At 56.4% G+C, this 18,054-nt stretch carries 13 protein-coding genes; 2 read left to right on the forward strand and 11 right to left on the reverse strand.

The genetic code is table 11. The features are described from left to right. Positions 1-13 precede the first annotated feature (13 nt). Entirely contained in the window at positions 14-1,828 is a 1,815-nt protein-coding gene (locus K5845_RS06355; RefSeq protein WP_287958651.1) for an aminopeptidase P family protein, read from the forward strand. A gap of 27 nt (positions 1,829-1,855) precedes the next feature. On the opposite strand, the gene K5845_RS06360 is transcribed toward K5845_RS06355, so the two are convergent. The 4 genes from K5845_RS06360 to K5845_RS06375 form a co-directional block, all read right to left on the reverse strand. Next, complete coding sequence (locus tag K5845_RS06360) at positions 1,856-3,025, reverse strand: CaiB/BaiF CoA transferase family protein (protein WP_287958652.1); 1,170 nt, start codon at positions 3,023-3,025, stop codon at positions 1,856-1,858. A gap of 75 nt (positions 3,026-3,100) precedes the next feature. Beyond that, positions 3,101-4,417 (reverse strand): TRAP transporter large permease, encoded by a 1,317-nt coding sequence (locus tag K5845_RS06365; RefSeq protein WP_046479578.1) that lies wholly within the window; start codon positions 4,415-4,417, stop codon positions 3,101-3,103. Next, entirely contained in the window at positions 4,417-4,944 is a 528-nt protein-coding gene (locus tag K5845_RS06370) for a TRAP transporter small permease subunit (RefSeq protein ID WP_244466781.1), read from the reverse strand. Before K5845_RS06370 ends, K5845_RS06365 begins: the two co-directional genes overlap by 1 nt. 177 nt (positions 4,945-5,121) lie before the next feature. Further along, positions 5,122-6,120, reverse strand: a complete 999-nt coding sequence (locus K5845_RS06375; protein WP_046479572.1) for a TRAP transporter substrate-binding protein — start codon at positions 6,118-6,120, stop codon at positions 5,122-5,124. A gap of 243 nt (positions 6,121-6,363) precedes the next feature. Here K5845_RS06375 and K5845_RS06380 point away from each other — a divergent pair, with 243 nt between their 5' ends. Then, on the forward strand, positions 6,364-7,035 hold the full coding sequence (locus tag K5845_RS06380; RefSeq protein ID WP_046479570.1) for a GntR family transcriptional regulator: 672 nt from the start codon (positions 6,364-6,366) through the stop codon (positions 7,033-7,035). Positions 7,036-7,566: 531 nt separating this feature from the next. Here the strand turns inward: K5845_RS06380 and K5845_RS06385 are convergent. The 7 genes from K5845_RS06385 to ftsA all read right to left on the reverse strand — a co-directional run bounded on the left by K5845_RS06385 (position 7,567) and on the right by ftsA (position 18,046). Beyond that, positions 7,567-9,351 carry a hypothetical protein gene (locus tag K5845_RS06385; RefSeq protein ID WP_287958653.1) on the reverse strand — a complete coding sequence of 595 codons (1,785 nt, stop codon included), beginning with the start codon at positions 9,349-9,351 and terminating at the stop codon, positions 7,567-7,569. 105 nt (positions 9,352-9,456) lie between these two features. Beyond that, a complete protein-coding gene (ligA, locus tag K5845_RS06390; protein ID WP_090227994.1) occupies positions 9,457-11,577 on the reverse strand; it encodes an NAD-dependent DNA ligase LigA in 2,121 nt (706 codons plus the stop codon). A gap of 59 nt (positions 11,578-11,636) precedes the next feature. Then, positions 11,637-12,119 carry an Mpo1 family 2-hydroxy fatty acid dioxygenase gene (locus K5845_RS06395; protein WP_287958654.1) on the reverse strand — a complete coding sequence of 161 codons (483 nt, stop codon included), beginning with the start codon at positions 12,117-12,119 and terminating at the stop codon, positions 11,637-11,639. A 199-nt stretch (positions 12,120-12,318) separates the two neighbouring features. Beyond that, positions 12,319-13,206: an outer membrane protein assembly factor BamD gene (locus K5845_RS06400; protein ID WP_287958655.1), complete on the reverse strand. Its 888-nt coding sequence runs from the start codon at positions 13,204-13,206 to the stop codon at positions 12,319-12,321. Between the two features lie 542 nt (positions 13,207-13,748). After that, positions 13,749-14,693 (reverse strand): UDP-3-O-acyl-N-acetylglucosamine deacetylase, encoded by a 945-nt coding sequence (lpxC, locus tag K5845_RS06405; protein ID WP_090228000.1) that lies wholly within the window; start codon positions 14,691-14,693, stop codon positions 13,749-13,751. Between the two features lie 322 nt (positions 14,694-15,015). Continuing rightward, positions 15,016-16,650: a cell division protein FtsZ gene (gene ftsZ / locus K5845_RS06410; protein ID WP_287958656.1), complete on the reverse strand. Its 1,635-nt coding sequence runs from the start codon at positions 16,648-16,650 to the stop codon at positions 15,016-15,018. A gap of 124 nt (positions 16,651-16,774) precedes the next feature. After that, positions 16,775-18,046 (reverse strand): cell division protein FtsA, encoded by a 1,272-nt coding sequence (gene ftsA / locus K5845_RS06415; protein ID WP_160298737.1) that lies wholly within the window; start codon positions 18,044-18,046, stop codon positions 16,775-16,777. Positions 18,047-18,054: the final 8 nt, after the last annotated feature.

An 18,054-nucleotide genomic window follows, 5' to 3' on the forward strand; every position in this document is an offset into this window, starting at 1 on the left:
TGAAGTGCCATCCATGTTCCAGACTTTTGAAACACGTAGCGATCCAACCTTAGCCGCGGCTCGCGTATCGCGGCTGCGTGAAGAGATGCAACGCCGTAAGCTGGACGCTTATCTCATTCCGCGCGCCGATGAACACCAAGGCGAATATGTCCCCCCGTGCGCCGAACGGCTGCACTGGCTGACGGGCTTTTCGGGAAGCGCCGGATCCGCTGTGGTGACGCACGACACCGCCGCGGTTTTCGTAGATGGGCGCTATACGGTTCAGGCGCGGCAAGAGGTCGACACGAAAATCTTTGAGATCGTGCCTATGGCCAAAACACGGGCGGAAGATTGGATTCCGCAGAATTTATCGTTCGGCGCGCGCATTGGCTTCGATCCCAAACTGTTCACGATCGCGCAGATAGAACGTCTGCAAAGCCGGCTGAAACCGCACGGCATCAAGGTGACACCCGTCGCGACCAACCTTATCGACAAGCTCTGGGGGAAGGATCGCCCCGCCCCGCCAGCCGGCCCCATCATTCCGCACCCTTTGGAATTCGCCGGAACGTCATCCGCAGACAAGGTCGAAGAAGTGCAGAAGCGCCTAGCTGATGATGAACAGGACGTCGTTGTTCTGACGAGTCCGGATTCCATCGCTTGGCTGCTCAACGCCCGCGGCAGCGATGTCGCGCACAACCCAGTCTTCCTGTCTTTCGCGATCGTGCCGCGTCGCGGCAAGGTCGAGCTGTTTGTCGACCCGAAGAAGGTAGACAAATCACTCCGCGAACACTTGCGTCCGGTAGCCAAGATATTGGCGCCCGACAAACTCGCCGAACGTCTCTCTGACCTTAAATCGCAAAAGAAACGGGTCCGGCTGGATCCCAATGCGGCAAGCTGGTTCTTTGCCCAAAAGCTTGGCGGTGCGCGACGGATAGCCCGCGGGTCCGATCCGTGCACTGCTTTGAAAGCCATCAAGAACGCTACGGAAATAGCAGGGATGCGGATGGCGCATGAACGCGACGGCGTTGCTGTCTCACAGTTCCTATGCTGGCTTGACCGAGAGGCGGCGAAGGGCTCCCTCGATGAAATCACGGCGGCTCAGACCCTGGAAGACTTCCGGCGTCAAACAAACCTGCTGCGCGAGATCAGCTTTGACACCATCTCCGGCAGCGGCCCCAATGGGGCTATCGTCCACTACCGCGTCAGCACGCAGAGCAACCGCCAGCTGAAACAGGGAGAACTGTTCCTCGTCGATTCCGGTGCACAATATCAAGACGGTACGACAGACATCACCCGCACGATCGCAATCGGAAAGCCAACCCGTGAGATGATCGAACGCTTCACCCGCGTCCTCAAGGGGCACATCGCCATCGCAACCGCGAGTTTCCCCAAGGGCACATGCGGCCGCGATCTTGACCCTATGGCCCGCCGCGCATTGTGGGAAGCCAGCCTCGACTACGACCACGGCACAGGCCACGGCGTGGGGAGCTTCCTCTCTGTGCACGAAGGCCCCGCTTCAATTTCTAAGGCCGGCGCAGTACCCCTGCAGCCCGGAATGATCCTCTCCAACGAGCCCGGTTATTATAAAGAAGGCGCCTACGGCATCCGTATTGAGAATTTGGTTCTTGTTCAGGAGCCGAAAAAAATCAGCAGCGGCGATCGTGAGATGTTGTCGTTCGAAACACTGACATTGGCGCCCATTGATCGGCGCCTCATCGATCCCGCGCTGCTGACGGACGAAGAAAGGGCCTGGCTCAATGCCTACCATGACAGAGTACGCATAACTCTGTCTCCGTTGGTAGATCGTGAAACCAAGGCCTGGCTGAAAGCAGCCACAGCTGCCATTTGATACAGAACGTACGTCTATGCGACCAAGTTAACGCGCAGACGCATCAGCCATTCCGATCAACTCGAGCACCGCTTCACGGTCGCCATCAAGCTGTGGCGCCGGCCGCCGCTTACGTGGATCGTCGAACCCCGTGACCTTGATTGGGTTGCCAGCCATGCGAACCGTTCCCGCCACGGGATCGTCCGTACGAATAATCATATTCCGGGCTGCGATATGCGCATCGTTGACGACCTGTTCGACGTTGTTGATCGGCCCGCATGGTACGCCGGCATCCCCAATAACGCGAAGCCACTCCTCAGCGGAACGCGTGACGAGCGTCTTCTCCAACTCAACTTTCAAACGCTCGTGATTTTGCGTTCTGAGATCGTTAGTTTCAAAATCCGGATCAGCCATGATGTCCGGCCGCTCCAACGCTCCGCACAGCTTTTCAAACAGCGTCCGATTACCTGCAGCAACGATGATGTGGCTGTCCTTTGTCGCGAACGCCTCAAAGGGCGTTATGGAAGGATGGCGGGCACCCAGCGGCTGAGGAACAACCCCATCTGCGAGGTAGCGCCCAATGGCATTCTCTAGGATAGCGACTTGGCAATCGAGCATACCGACGTCGACCATCGCGCCCTTGCCCGTCCTCTCGCGATCGTACAACGCCGACATGATACCGGCGAAACCAAACAAACCGGCCGTGATATCACCGATGGAAGTCCCCACGCGCGTTGGGCCTGCCTCCGGATAGCCCGTAACGCTCATGATGCCGCCCATACCTTGGACAACCATGTCATAAGCCGCGCGCGAGCGATAAGGGCCCGTGTGTCCGAACCCGGAAATAGCAGCATAAATAAGCTTGGGATTGATATCCTTCAGACGGTCCCATCCGTAACCGAGTTTCTCCATGGTTCCTGGACGGTAGTTCTCAACAAGCACGTCTGCCTTGGCGACAAGCTTCTCGAAAATCGCACGGTCATGATCATCTTTGAGATTAAGGGCAATGCTCTCCTTGCCGCGATTAAGCGACATGAAATAGGCCGACTTGCCGTTGATGAAAGGTCCAAATTCACGGGCGTCATCTGCGGTAGCAGGAGCTTCGACCTTGATAACCCGTGCACCCATGTCCGCCAGCACCATCGTCGCATAAGGGCCTGCGAGGACCCGCGTAAGATCAATTACCAACAGGCGGTCTAGTGGGCCGGTTCTGGTCATTCTTATTGTCTCCAATTCAAATGACGCACAGTTCACATATGAAGCGAACTGTGCGTCTCAGGTCGTGTGTCGTGTTTAAAGTTCCGGCCCCATGAGAAGGTCAGGCAGCCATGTCGCGATCTCAGGAAAGATGCAGAGAATGACGATTGCCAACACCATGCACACCACATAGGGCAGAGATCCACGCAGGATCGACGACAACGGTACGTCTGGTGCTATCCCATTGATGACGTAAAGGTTCAATCCTACGGGCGGCGTAATCAGACCGATTTCCATATTGATGGTGAGGATCACCGCGAACCAGTAGGGATCGAAACCAGCCGACGTGATGATCGGCAAAAGGATGGGCGCCGTCATAAGAATGATGGCGACCGGCGGCAGAAACATACCCGCAACGAGCAGGAACACGTTGACAGCCGCCAACAGCACCCACCGATTGACTTCGAGATCGCTGATCCATTGCGCAATCGTTTGCGTAACAAACGTTGACGACAAGGTGTAAGCAAACAGCTCCGCCGTCCCGATGATCATCATGATCATGACGGACTCGCGGACCGAACTCCGAAACATTGCGACGATAGGGCCTGCGCGCCACATTCGGTAGATGATCACCGCCAGCAGCAGACAGAACATAGCCCCCGCACCAGCAGCCTCCGAAGGCGTAGCGACACCGCCATACAAAACGAACAGCACGCCTGCGATAATTGCCAGGAACGGCAACACGCGCGGCAAAGCCTCAAATTTTTGCTTCAACGTGAAGTTCTGCGTCAGATCGCGTAGGCCAAGTCCCTTCATGCGGCACGCAATCAGCGTCCAGATCATGAACAGGGCGGTTAGCATAAAGCCTGGAAGCAACCCGGCCAGGAACAATCGGCCGATAGATGTCTCGGTGGCGATACCGTAGACAATCATCGTCACGGACGGCGGAATAAGAATTCCAAGCGTACCGCCCGCCGCGATCGAACCGGTCGCAATGTCATCCGGATAGCCGCGTTTGCGCATCTCCGGGATGCCCATTTTGCCGATAGCAGCGCACGTCGCGGGCGACGAACCGGAGAGAGCGGCAAAGATTGAGCACGCGCCGATATTGGATAGCACCAAGCCGCCCGGAACACGATTGAGCCAACGGTCCAGCGCTTCGTAAAGATCCTTACCTGCCGGGCTCGACGCAACAGCCGCACCCATCAGGATGAACATCGGAATCGAGACGAGGCTGAACGAATTGAGGCCGCCAAAGAAGGTCTCACCCAATATTCCGAGAGCCTGCGGACCTTCAACAATTAAGAGCGTGCCAATGGAGGCTGCTCCAAGCGCAAACGCGATCGGCATACCCGTCGAAATGAGAAACAGGAGCGCGAGAAGTATCAGGACGCCAATTTGAATCGGTTCCATCAAGAGGCCTCCCGCGTCGACGTTTCCAATTCCGAGCTTGTCAGCGATCGGCCATGGAACAGCTTAATCAGCTCAGAGATATACTGGAGGCACAAAAGACCAATGCCGAGAGGCAGCGGAGCCAGCGGAATCCACAACGGTAGAGCCCACACCGTATCTGTGCGCCAACCATGCGCCCAAGCTTCGTGAAAATAGGTCCACCCAGAATAGGCGAGCAAGGCGCAGAATATGAGACTGATAATCCCGCCAGTCAGCTCAAGCACAAATCTTGCCCGTCCACCCAGCATAGACGGTAATAGATCGACACCAACATGGCCGCGCTCCAGCAACACATAGGGCGCTCCCAGGAACGTCGAGGCCATCAGCGAATAGATGACGAACTCTGTCTGCCAAACGGTGGACTCGTTGAACAGATATCGCAAGGTAATCAACTGGCACACGACGATCACCGCCGCTGCAAGAAGGAGCATCGACAGCGCGCCCATGAGGCGGGAAATTCCGTCGACGACGCGGGTGAACAGATTCAACTCATCCTCCGTGGGGCCGATCGCGGATAATCCCATCGGGACGACAGGAAATCTTTCAAGATGTTCGAGCCCGCCAAGCGACAATGACGTCTAGATTTAAGTTAGCCGGTGGGCCATCTGCCTGTGCCCACCGGCTAATATTTTGCATTGCAGAGTTTTTGTTCGGCAACGCCGTGCCTACTCGACGGCCAACGCCTTGTCGATCAGCTCTTTGCCACCTTCGACCTTCTCGGCAAATACCTTGTACGAGCTTTCCTTAGCCTTCTCGAGCCAAGCATCGTAGTCGCTCTTCGACATTTCGACGACCTCGACATTCGCTTTCTTGAAGGCCTCGATCATCTTGTCGTCGAGCTTCTTCGCCTCTCCAACGAAGTACTCTTCAGCCTTCTTGCCGGCGTCCATAACGGCCTTCTTCTGCGCATCATTGAGCTTGTCGAAGCTGCGCTTCGACATCAGGATCGGCTCATACATGAACCAAAGAGCATTCGCGCCCGGCGCCGTTAGGCACTTCACCTGCTCATAAAGGCGATAGGAAACGAACGAGCCCGATGACGTGTTCGTCGCATCCAAAACACCCGTTTGCATACCAGTGTAAATTTCAGACGAAGGCATGGACGAGATCGAAGCACCTGCAGCAACGAGCATCTGTTCAAACGCCGGACCTGCCGCGCGTGTTACCTGCCCCTTGATGCTGTCGGGATCCGTAATGCAATTTTTCTTTGAAGCAAAGGCGCCGGCCAGCCACGCATCCGAAATCACCACGACGCCAGCATCGTTGATGATCTTCTTGATGTCCTTCATGAAGTCGGAACTGTTCATGCGCTGCGCGCGCTCGTGGTTTCGGACGAGACCCGGCATAAGCGTCGCAGAGAACTGCGGATGACGGCCCGATGCATAGTCCAGCGGGAATGCGGACATATCGAGCTGGCCCTTCGTCAGCGCGCCCCACTGCTCTTTAGGCTTGTGCAGCGAAGCCCCCGGATAAATCTGAATCTTGAGCCCTACGTTCGCCTTTTCGACTTCACGCGCGATGATCTGAACCATCTCATCGCGGGGATCGCCCTTACCGCCCGGCCACTGATGGGAAGCTTTAAGAACGGTATCCGCCTGGGCAACAGTAGCGGCGGCTAGCAGAGTCGTGCCGGCAAGGCCAAGTACGGCCAGTGTGGATCTCATTGGTTCCTCCCTTGAGATACGCTTTTATTTATCGAAACCTTGAATGCGGTATAGTGCAGCGCATGGGTGGTATTCGTAGCGTCCGGGTGTATACATAGCAAGATAAAAGCCGATACATTGCAACAAAATTTCCAGACAAAGAAATGTGGCAAAATAAAATACATTGAAAAATCAATATATTATGAGATGGGCGTGTCCGCACTCTGATATAAGACTTATGTATACAGACACGAAAGGCGCGCCATGCTTCACAAGAACGCCGATGATATAAGACAGACCCTGGAAGACGAGATCGCGAGCGGTGAGCACGCTCCGGGCACGCGCCTCGAAGAACTTGTTTTAGCCAAACGTTTTGGAGTCTCCCGAACACCCGTACGCGAAGCGTTGCGCATTCTGTCCGCTTCAGGGTTGATCGAACTGAAACCACGCAAAGGTGCAACCGTTGCACCACTCAGCTTGGAACGTCTTGTGGAGATGTTCGAGGTGATGGCGGAGATGGAAGGAGTATGCGGAACAATTGCCGCCCGCCGCATGACGACGTCCGAACTCACTTTCTTGCGTCATCAGCACTTCATCTGCGCGGAAGCCGCGCAGTCCGGTGATGCTGACCATTACTACGCGGAAAATGCTCGCTTCCATGCACTCATTTATGCCGGTTGCCACAACGAATTTTTGATCGAGGAAGTCCAACGACTGCGACGGCGGTTGCAACCCTATCGACGGCTGCAATTGCGCCTGAAGGGACGTATTGCCGATTCATTCGCCGAGCATCAAGCAATCGTCGAAGCTCTCGACGCGGGAGAAGAAGAAGCCGCCGGACGACTACTCAAGGCGCATATATCCATCCAAAGCCATCGTTTCGCAGACTGGGTTTCTGGACTGAACGCCACCCGCCTGGTGCCGGAAACGACGTAAGCCGCGCCACCTTTTCAGGTGGCGCGACCTCGCGAATATGCCTCATCATCCCATTCGCCCATCGGCTTACTTGGCGCCGTTAACTAGTTTATCGATTACTTAGCGCGCGAGCTTATTTCCAACTGTCGCGCCGGCCATCACGCCAACGGCGGTTGTCACCGTTCCAATAACGCCGATTATTCCAGTTTCTTCGCGCCGTGTATCCGTACACACGAGGTCTGTAGGCACGTTCCGTGTAACCATAGACCCGAGGCTCAACGACTCTAGCCGAGCGGTCTGCCCGGTTGCAGCCCCAAAAAGCTTTATGTACGGGGGCCGAATATCCACTTGCTTGGCTTTGAATAGCCGACTGCGCAGGACTTGCGATTGAAGGACCAACGTAACCAATCGAGAGCATCAGACCGGCCACGGCACTAGCAACAATTGCACGCATCCTCGAACTCCTCACATGAGTTGGCGATGCGCCCATAACGAACTCACGGCCATAAGGATCCATACTTTCAAGAAAAAAGTGCTCTCGCCGCGCCCCGATCATCCGCGCGCTGGTTTTTTCTCCAGAGGAATAGGAGAACGCGCCACTGCTCTATCCTGAAACCAAACGTCCTCTAGAGCACCGAAAAAGCTGCGCGCCCCGATCCTGAGATTTCGCACGGCATAACCACCTTCTTGCACGACCAATGTCGGCAAGTAGAGCTGGCCGATGCGCTCGGCAATACTTTTCAGACCCGCAGTAGAAACCTCGAACGAACCCGTCGGATCTCCCTTCATGATGTCGAGACCGAACGACACGACAAGATACGAGGGGCGGAACCGCAAAACCGCGCGAAGAGCTTCGTCAAGAACGCGTAAATACCGCGCATCATCGACGGGCGGCTCTAAGGGCCAATTGCGATTGAAACCTTCCCCTGCCCCCTCTCCGCGCTCATCGCCGTATCCTGAAAAGTTCGGATACGCGTGTCGCGGATGACCGTGAATCGAAAGTGTCAGCACATCTGCACGATTGTAAAAGATGTCCTGCGCCCCATTGCCGTGGTGATAGTCGATATCCAGAAGAGCGACGCGTTTCCCACCGGCAGCAAGATAATTGGCAGCGATTGCCGAATTATTCAGAAAACAAAAACCTCCAAAGATACGCCGCTCGGCATGGTGGCCCGGCGGCCGGCAAATCGCATAAGCAAAGCGCTCACCATCAGCGACCAACTCCGCCGCAGTCAACGCCACGTCGACGGCACGTCGTGCTGCTGGCCACGCGTTATGGGTCAATGGCGTAAACGTATCTGCACAGAAATACCCCGCCCGATCTTCAAGGGCCTTCGGAGCCCTTTCCGGTCTGCGAATAGGAAATACCTCGGGATAAACGATCGCCTTCTCATCGAGCCGCGCACAAACGGCCCGCAAGTAAGAAACGAGTTTCGGATCGTGCACAGCAAGGATATGCCGGTCCGGAAAATGTTTAACCGGTATCCGCTCGGTGGCCACGCCTTCCAGCCCACGCAAGATCTGGCGGACCCGCACAGGCCTCTCGACGTACCCCTTTTCTTTTAGATGATGGATTACGTGACCATCTGAAACGACGATCTTGATTGGTCGAATACGCCCCACCGTCGCGATGCGCTTGGGCGGGGAAACACGCTTAGGAATACGCAACCGAACCGGATCGTCGCGGAACGAATTCGCGACACGCTCGACGAAAGCATCGCCAGGCTCGTAGCCATATTGCGTCTGTAAAATCCGCCGGACGGCGCGTCGCGCCTGTGCACGCGAAAGTTTCGGCACACGTCCCAGCGGGTCAAGAACGAGCGTTGTCAGATAATAGGCATTGCGCGGGTTAGGTGTAACGTCCCATTCCGTTCCCTCGATAATCCGCGCGCCATAACGCTCGTAAAACTTCCAACGCTTACGATTGATTGGTAATCGAGAAACATCTTCCAGCTTGTCGGCATCCACCGGAGGAATATCAAGAAGAAGCCCGCGCGCGCCTTTCGCAATGAGCAGCTCCCGAATTGCTTCGTAAAGCGCTCCTCCGATACCACGCTGCGGTCGTTCAGGATCGCTTGCGATGTACTGGAGATAACCAAACCGGATCTCGCGAAAATAAAAAACGAAGCATAGCCCCGTGAGCGAGTTCTTGCGGTCAAGAGAAACCAGCAGGATCGGCTCAAAATCGAGTTGCGCGCGATTCTCGAGAAATCGAACGATCCGATCAATTCCCTCGGGCTCGTAGGGAAAGGCATGACGAAAAAGAAGCCGCGCCGAACGAAGAATCTCTACATCGGCGGGACTGGTCGTCTCGACCACATGACGAAAGCGGATCATTTCAGGATGTGCGACCGCAATGAATGAAAAACAAGTATTGCACGACGCGCCAGTCCATCCAAACAGCCGCTGAATTTAAGGGAGCAGGATAAACGGGCAACCACACTAGCCGCCCGTCAAACCAAGCCAATCATCTTCCGAAAGCACGGTAACGCCAAGCTCTCGTGCTTTGTTCAACTTAGAGCCCGCATCCGCACCGGCAACGACATAGTCGGTCTTCTTAGACACCGATCCCGCCACTTTAGCTCCGAGACGTTCCGCCTGTGCTTTCGCCTCGCTGCGAGTCATTTTCTCGAGGCTTCCTGTAAAGACGACAGTCTTGCCTGCAACGGCGGTATCGCTCGCGACGGTCTCGACCGGTACGGTCCGCACTTCTTTGTGGAGCTCCCGTAAAACCTCAATGTTGTGGGGTTCCGCAAAGAACTCGGCAATCGCTTCGGCAACGACCTTGCCGATGCCATTGATATTGACGAGATCGGCAAACGCCTCGCTGGCCTCGTCCTGCCCGGCGGCACGCATCTGCGCTTCAAAATTTTCTAGGGTGCCGTAGCTGCGCGCGAGAACCTTGGCTGTCGTTTCCCCCACGTGCCGGATACCTAGCGCATAAATAAAACGATCCAATCCAATTTCACGGCGCGCTTCGATGGAGGCGAACAACTTTTGCGCCGATTGCGGCCCCCAGCCTTCCCGTTCTTCGATCTTCAAATCAGCTTGCGTATCTTTGTGCTGCAGCCGGAAAATATCGGCAGGAGACTGAATTAAACCGTCACGATGAAAAGCCGCGATCGTCTTTTCCCCGAGCCCTTCGATATCGAAGGCGTTGCGGGAAACGAAGTGCTTCAACCTCTCGACTTGCTGCGCCTCGCAGATGAGCCCTCCTGTGCACCGCCGGACAACGTCTCGGCGCCCGGATTTCTCATCCGTTTCCCGCACAGCATGGCTGCCGCACACGGGGCAGACTTTCGGGAATTGATAGGCTTCAGCACCTTCCGGCCGCTTCTCTAAAACGACCGATACGATCTGCGGGATCACGTCACCGGCCCGCTGCACGACTACGGTATCGCCAATACGGATATCCTTACGCGCGATTTCATCCTCGTTATGCAGCGTGGCGTTTGAAACAACCACCCCACCAACCGTAACCGGCTCAAGTTTGGCAACAGGCGTGAGTGCGCCTGTGCGACCCACCTGAATATCAATGTCCCGCAGGATCGTCATCGCCTGCTCGGCGGGGAATTTGTGAGCCGTTGCCCATCGCGGTGACCGCGAAATGAACCCCAGGCGCAATTGATAATCGAGCCGATTGACCTTGTAGACGACACCGTCGATATCGTAATCGAGTCGCGCACGATCCATGGCCAGTTGCTGATAGTAAGCTAGGAGTTCTTCCGCACCGGCACACAGCGTCATGCGCGGATTTATCGGCAATCCCCAGCGTCCCATAGCCTCAACGACGCCGGATTGCGTCTCCGTAGGTAGACTGCTCGCCTCGCCCCATCCATAAGCGAAAAACCGCAACGGTCGCTTCGCGGTAAGCTTCGGATCGAGTTGCCGTAGGGACCCTGCCGCCGCATTGCGCGGATTCGCAAAAATCTTAGCCCCGGAAGCCGCCTGCTGTACGTTGAGATTTTGAAAGTCGGCGTGATCCATAAATATCTCGCCGCGGATATCGATGGTCTCCGGGACATCCTTGCCCTTCAGCACATGCGGAATACTTTTGATGGTCAACACGTTGGCTGTTACGTTTTCACCTTGGGTCCCGTCACCACGTGTTGCCGCTTCGACAAACCGGCCCCGATCATAACGCAACGATATCGACAAGCCATCGATCTTAGGCTCTGCCACAAGTTCAAGCGGCGCGTCCTCTACCAAGCCCAAAAAACGGCGAACCCGGCCAACAAATTCAACAACATCCTCATCCTCGAACGCATTATCGAGCGAGAGCATCGCCACACGATGGCGAATCTTTCCAAAACCCTCAGACGGCGCCATACCGACTCTCTCTGAGGGAGAGTCGGCGCGCCGGAGTTCAGGAAATCGCGCTTCGATAGCTTCGTTCCGGCGACGCAAGGCATCATAGGCCGCGTCCGATATTTCTGGATTATCCTGCGCATAATAAAGCGCATCGTGGTGGGCGATCTCTCGCGCAAGCCGCTCCAACTCGCTAGCCGCTTGCCCCGGCGTCAGCGCCTCAACATCGATTTTGCGCAAGTCCTCGTCAGCCATGCTTACCGCCCGATGTGTTCGATTCAGTGCCGGTCCGCGCACGGCACCACCATCTGACGTCAGTAGCGAAAACCGAACGACCGCAATAGCTTATCGAACACCCAGACGGGGCCGATCAACAGAAATTGCGCATCCTTGAAAAAAGAAGGCCGTCGGCCCTCAATTTTATGGCCGACATACTGGACCACCCAAAGGATGACGAACAGTCCCAGTGCGATCAGCCAAACCGGAACGGGAACATAGGCGTGCAATAACTCTATGACGCCCAGGCAAAGCAACGTAAACACAACCATCACAAGCCCTGCCGACACTGAACGCCTAAAATAATAGATAGCCGCCGGTATCGCGGCAAACAGAAGCCATCCGCCTGGAAGCCGTTTCAACGCATCCGGAACGGGTAATTCCGTCACGAGCGCTACGACACAAAAGAAGATGAGCGGTACTGCAAGATAGTGAAGACGACGATTTGTCGGGTCACGATGATCGCGTTCGTATTCGGCAAGCAGCCGATCGATACGACGCTCTGTCTGCGGTGAGGACACGGGACAAGCACCTCCCAAAAGCGAGCCTCTCTACGCACGTCGCTCTGAATCTGGCTCCCGCAAATGACCGGGAAAACCCAGAACGCATCGCGCCATGATAGACTCATTACCATTGCCGCCCAGAGCCAAACTCTGGCGCGACATCGGCAGGTTCGCTTTTAGTAGATTTGGTCTTCCGACACGGCAGTCAATGGGCGCGTCAACCGCCCAACGACAGCTTAGGAAGGCTCTTCCACGCTTGTGATAGCCAGGAGCCGCTATCCTCACGCGGCGCAAGACCATCCGAAGCGAGCAACGCATAAGCGTCCTTGTACCACTTCGAATTCGGGAAGTTATGGCCAAGAACAGCAGCCGCTGTCTGCGCTTCCTGCTTAATACCCAACGCCATATAGGCTTCCGTCAAACGCATCAAAGCTTCTTCAACGTGTGCGGTCGTCTGGTAATCCGTCACAACGGTTTTAAAGCGATTGATGGCCGCGATGTAGTTATTACGCTTGAGATAATAGCGTCCGACCTCCATCTCCGCGCCAGCCAAAGTATCTTGGGCGACGCGAATGCGGTTCTCCGCATCCTTGGCATAGGGACTGTCGGGATAGCGTGTTCGCAATGTCTGAAGTTCGGCCAGCGCCTTCCGAGTAGCGGACTGATCCCGGTTTGGCCCCTTCATCTCGTCGAAGTAGGACGACGCGATAATGTGGTGGGCCAACGCCGCTTCTTTCGTACCGGGATGCATGGTCGTGTAGCGCTGTGCCGAAGCAACCGCCTCAGGCGCCTTACCGGCCTTGTAATAAGCATAGGCGGCCATCACAATCGCCCGCCGGGCTTCCGGGGCATAAGGGTGATCGCGATCCAGATCTTCGAACTTCTTAGCCGCGCGTTCGTACTTGCCGCGCGACAATAGCGAGTCGGCCTCCGCGTACATCTTTCCCGGAGGATCAGGATTGAGCGCCTTTGAGATATCATTGGACGATGCACATCCAGCCAGCGCCAGGACGAGGCCAATTATGGCGCCCCCTGTCAGCTGCCGCAGGCGTACAACGCTGGCCCCGCGGACGTGAACTGGACTTTGCCGATTATGCAAGATCATCCCTGCCCTACCTCGCGGCCTTGAAAGTCCCGCGATCCAAGGGAAAGCCCAAAGCCTCACCCAAGACCGGAAGTTTCAAAAAACTGCGCCTCTTTTCAAATTCTTCCCAGCCAGCCCGCATGACGCCGTGACTCGACATGCCAAGCGCCTAATCGAGGTCATTTAAAGGGCATTCTGCTCCGAAGCAAAGCATTTACCCCGTACCCATCACGTTATCCAGTGGACCCGGGTCGCGCCCCAGAACAACGATTATCCTATGTCAATTGAGACGATCCCAAAGCAGCAACACTATGGCAACGCGTAAAAAATCGCGTTGAAAGTAAAATTCACGCGTCCCTTGATGCATCCTGGAAACAGCTCCGGCGACGAAAAACGAGCCTCAAAGCCAATCAAAGCGCGCACGACGTTGGCTCATCTTGAAAGCCCGCCACAGAGGACGAAACCGCCCACAAACAAAAACCGCCTCCCAGTGGGAGGCGGCTAAGTAAATCAAGAGACCTGGATTGCCACGTAGCGACACGCCGGCGCTTTGAAAGCCGGGTTTAATGCGTACCTTCGGCAAAAACTTCAGGGAAGCTGACATTGACAGGGACAACATCGCGGACGCGCGGAGCGTGAACGATGGTCCATGCATATTCGTCTGCGAGAAGCGCCTGCAAAACGGAAGCATTCAGGCGGTGACCACCACGAACTGAACGGTATTTGCAGAGCAGCGGATGGCCAGCTAACGAAAGATCACCAACCGCATCGAGCATTTTGTGACGCACGAACTCTTCAGGATATCGAAGCCCCTCAGGGTTCATCACCTTATCGTCGCCGATCGCCACCGTGTTGTTGAGGTTGGCACCCAGAGCCAAACCGTTCTTCCAGAGCCTTTCGACATCACTCATGAAACCGAACGTACGTGCCCGCGACAGCTCATTGCGGAACACACCCGGCGTCATTTCGTAAGCGAGGCGCTGACGGCCAATAAGCGGCGTGTCGAAATCAATCTCGATGTCGAGATGGAAGCCCGAGTGCGGCATAATTTCGCCGAAACAATCACCATCTTCGACTCGGATAGGCTTCAAGACTTTGATGTAGGTCCGTGGAGTCTGAAGCTCAGTTACCCCAACCTCATCGATCGCCTCGACGAACATGGCGGAACTACCGTCCATGATCGGCACTTCCTTGCTATCGATCTCGATGTAGCAGTTGTCGATGGAAAGTCCGCGAAGAGCGGCAAGAAGATGTTCGACGGTACTCACAGTATTGCCGTGATCGTCGCCGATAACCGTACATAAGGTTAGATTTTTAACTTGCTGCACGTTAGCGGGGATGTCTGCGATGACTCTACCGCGTTTCGTGACTAAGAAACGGAGGCCAGTATCAGCTTCTGCTGGATGAAGCGAAACCGATACTGGCGCTCCACTGTGCACCCCCGTGCCTGTGAGCTCGATCTCGCGCGCAATTGTAGTCTGACGCGCGCCGATGAATCGATTCGACATGTCTGTCGTCCCTCGTATCTGCCCCGGCAAAGGTCGCCACTTCCCAGCCCCGGCGACCTGCCACCCCCGGTCGAAATTCCCTGCCTAAACCCTTTGGTGTTGGTTCTTGATTGGCGCTTCCCGGCGCTGCTCAAGAAGGTTCAGGAAGAGTGAACTTGACCGTTAACAATTGAACGATACCCGCCAGCCACAGCCCGCACAAATCACGCTTTCTTACACTGTGTTACCTAATCGTTTCAGCGTGGATTGAGGGACAGAAAAGCTCTCTGCATCACCGGAGAGAGCGCCGGCGAGCGTTAAATTACCGTGACATTACAGAATGTTACGACCGCCTACGCGTATCAGAACGCGACTGTCCGGATACTGAAGGTAATTCACTTCCAGCGACCAAATCATCCCGATCGCCAGCATCCTGAAAGCTTTCTTCGCTTGCCTGTGCGTCGTCAGAAAACGAATCACCTTGCCGCCAGCCCAAATTTGTCAGCCGTCCGAACAACGAGCTCATCCGCGCCGCTGCAGGTGAGCGCGCCTCTTCATCTCCGGCCCCCCCACGTTTAGCTCGATATTCGCGCTGTCCGACGATTGGAAAATCCTCGACTTGCGGCATCCGTGGCCCGCGTCGAATCTCTCTCGGGCGCTGCGGTGTGAATTGCCCCTGCGCCGCGGAGTTCTGGTGCCCACCGTCAGGCTGCCCCTGTTTGGGAGCACCACCAGGGAAAGGTGGCAACCCCTCTTCGATGACGACATTCCCAGGAGCCGTCCAAGCTCCCCGCTCACCCCGCTGTCCGCCACTGCTCGCAGGTGCGGAAAGTGTTTGCTGCATAGCCGCAGCGAGCTCACGCTCGAAATCTTTTTGCCCCTGCTCGGGCAAGGGCGGCGGATTGAATGCACCAGATCCGAACACACCACCGGACCTATCCGGGACCGGTGGCGGCATCTGATATTGATCGGAATATTGGTCGCCGTAATCGCCTTCACCCGATTGGCCAACCCTATTGACCATGCCTGAAGCGACAATCGAAACTCTCACGCGATCACCAAGGCTTTCATCGAAGGTCGCGCCGACGATGATATTCGCGTCGGGATCAACCTCTTTGCGAACCCGTGTCGCTGCTTCGTCGACTTCATAAAGCGTGAGATTCGGCCCGCCACTGATCGAAAGCAGCAACCCCTTGGCGCCCTGAAGGCTGACATCATCGAGCAGCGGATTATGGATAGCCTCTTCGGCCGCGGTTATCGCCCTGCTCTCGCCTTCAGCTTCGCCCGTTCCCATCATAGCAGCGCCCATGCCGCTCATGACAGCGCGAACATCCGCGAAATCAAGATTTATGAGGCCTTCCTTGACGATCAGATCGACGATGCAGGCAACACCGGAATAAAGAACCTGGTCCGCCAGCAAAAACGCTTCTGCGAACGTCGTTTTCTCATTCGCGATGCGGAACAAATTCTGGTTCGGAATGACGATCAGCGTATCGACGTTCTCGCGCAGCTCAGCGATACCCGTCTCGGCCATCCGCGCGCGGCGACTTCCCTCGAATTGGAAGGGTTTTGTAACGACGCCAACGGTCAAAATACCAAGTTCACGCGAGATGCGCGCAATCACGGAAGCTGCACCGGTGCCCGTACCACCACCCATACCGGCAGCGAGAAACACCATATGGGAACCGGTAATCTGCGCGCGGATCTCATCAATCGCTTCTTCCGCAGCAGCTTGGCCGATCTCGGGACGCGCGCCGGCACCCAAACCTTCCGTAAGGTTTGTGCCAAGTTGTATACGGTGTTCTGCACTGGAGGCAGCCAAAGCCTGCGCGTCGGTATTCGCCGCCACGAAATCGACGCCGGTCAACCCCGCCGCGATCATGTTATTGATCGCGTTGCAGCCCGCACCGCCGATACCAATCACGGTTAGCCTGGGTCTCAGATCCGTGAGCTTTGGCAGTTGCAGATCAATGCTCATCGCGTTCCCGCCTTGCCTGAAGCGGCCGCCCGGTCAAATGACGACCGGCCTCGTTGTTTATGTCTACAGCCCACGGCTTACCCCGCGCTAACGTCACAAGCCCGGCACTCCTGTAGAGAGCGCCTCACAAGGCCTCCATGAGCCACTGACCGACACGCCCCAGATAGCTCTTTGGCGGCGCTGATTTCGGAACATCATAGGCCATCGTCTCTGCCCCAGAGACCGTGCTGGCCATAAGCAAACCAGCCACGGTGGAAAAAGCAGGTGTCGACACGTTCTGCGGCAATCCTGAAATGGCCATAGGCCGGCCAACACGAACCGGTGCGCCAAAAATATTTGCTGCATAGGGACCAATTCCGACAAGTTCGCTGCCGCCGCCGGTGAGAACGATTCGCCCGCAGGCATACGGACGCATGCCACTACGGTCGAGCTGCGTGGCCACGCGGGCAAGCAACGCCTCAACCCTGGGCGCCACGACACGGGCGAGTTGCGCCTTCGTCGCCTGATACAGCCCCCCGTCCTCCTCGTCCGCGAGCGCGTAAGAAAACGTCTCGTGCTCGTCCGATTGTGCTCCGATCATTGAACCATAAAGCGCCTTGATTCGCTCGGCCTCTGCAAGTGGCGTCTGCAATGCGCGAGCGATATCGTAAGTAATCAGGTCGGCTCCGAGCGGAATGACGCTCGCGTGCAGAAACTGGCCATTTGCGAAACAGGCGATCTTGGTTGTGCCGCCGCCGATATCAATGCACGTCACGCCCTGTCGCTGTTCTTCTTCGGTCGTGACAGCCAAAGCGCTTGCATAGGGCGACGCGACGACACCGGAAATCGACAGATAGCAACGTTCGATCATGACCATCAGGTTGCGAAGAGGTGCCTCTTCCGCAGTCACCGTATGCAGATCGGCCGTCACACGGCGCGCCGCCATTCCGCGGGGATCGCTGGCACCCGTGTTGCCATCGAGGCGATAACCGATGGTGTTCATATGCACGAGGCGCCGTCCGTCACGTTCTGCGAACGAGCGTCCTCCAGCCATCAGGCGGCCTATGTCCCCCGCCTCAACGACACCGCTCTCGATCTCCGCATTAGCTGCAAACGTCTGAGACTTGAGCTCACCACAACCAACGCTGACGTGCACACCTTCCAGGGTGACGCCCGCCATGCGCTCAGCTTTGCCGATTGCCGCACGCGCGCAACGCTCTGCTTCGTCTAGATCCGTGATGATTCCCGCTTGAGTACCGCGCGCAGGCTGCACACCCAGGCCAACGATCCGTATATTTGCTGGCCCGGCCTCTCCGGGAGATATAGCCGCTATGAGACAAACGGTTTTGGAGCTGCCGACATCGACGACGCCGATGACACCGCGCCCTCTTACTTGTTGACGATCTGCTCTCAGCACGTTCCACC

It is taken from the genome of Filomicrobium sp., assembly GCF_025698805.1.
GTDB classification, from domain to species: Bacteria; Pseudomonadota; Alphaproteobacteria; order Rhizobiales; family Hyphomicrobiaceae; genus Filomicrobium; species Filomicrobium insigne.

Bases quoted from the DNA above. Each gene is read 5' to 3' on its own strand.
- K5845_RS06355 (WP_287958651.1), top strand. From the start codon at position 14: ATGTTCCAGACTTTTGAAACACGTAGCGATCCAACCTTAGCCGCGGCT.
- K5845_RS06360 (WP_287958652.1), bottom strand. From the start codon at position 3,025: ATGACCAGAACCGGCCCACTAGACCGCCTGTTGGTAATTGATCTTACG.
- K5845_RS06365 (WP_046479578.1), bottom strand. From the start codon at position 4,417: ATGGAACCGATTCAAATTGGCGTCCTGATACTTCTCGCGCTCCTGTTT.
- K5845_RS06375 (WP_046479572.1), bottom strand. From the start codon at position 6,120: ATGAGATCCACACTGGCCGTACTTGGCCTTGCCGGCACGACTCTGCTA.
- K5845_RS06380 (WP_046479570.1), top strand. From the start codon at position 6,364: ATGCTTCACAAGAACGCCGATGATATAAGACAGACCCTGGAAGACGAG.
- K5845_RS06385 (WP_287958653.1), bottom strand. From the start codon at position 9,351: ATGATCCGCTTTCGTCATGTGGTCGAGACGACCAGTCCCGCCGATGTA.
- ligA (WP_090227994.1), bottom strand. From the start codon at position 11,577: ATGGCTGACGAGGACTTGCGCAAAATCGATGTTGAGGCGCTGACGCCG.
- K5845_RS06400 (WP_287958655.1), bottom strand. From the start codon at position 13,206: ATGATCTTGCATAATCGGCAAAGTCCAGTTCACGTCCGCGGGGCCAGC.
- lpxC (WP_090228000.1), bottom strand. From the start codon at position 14,693: ATGTCGAATCGATTCATCGGCGCGCGTCAGACTACAATTGCGCGCGAG.
- ftsZ (WP_287958656.1), bottom strand. From the start codon at position 16,650: ATGAGCATTGATCTGCAACTGCCAAAGCTCACGGATCTGAGACCCAGG.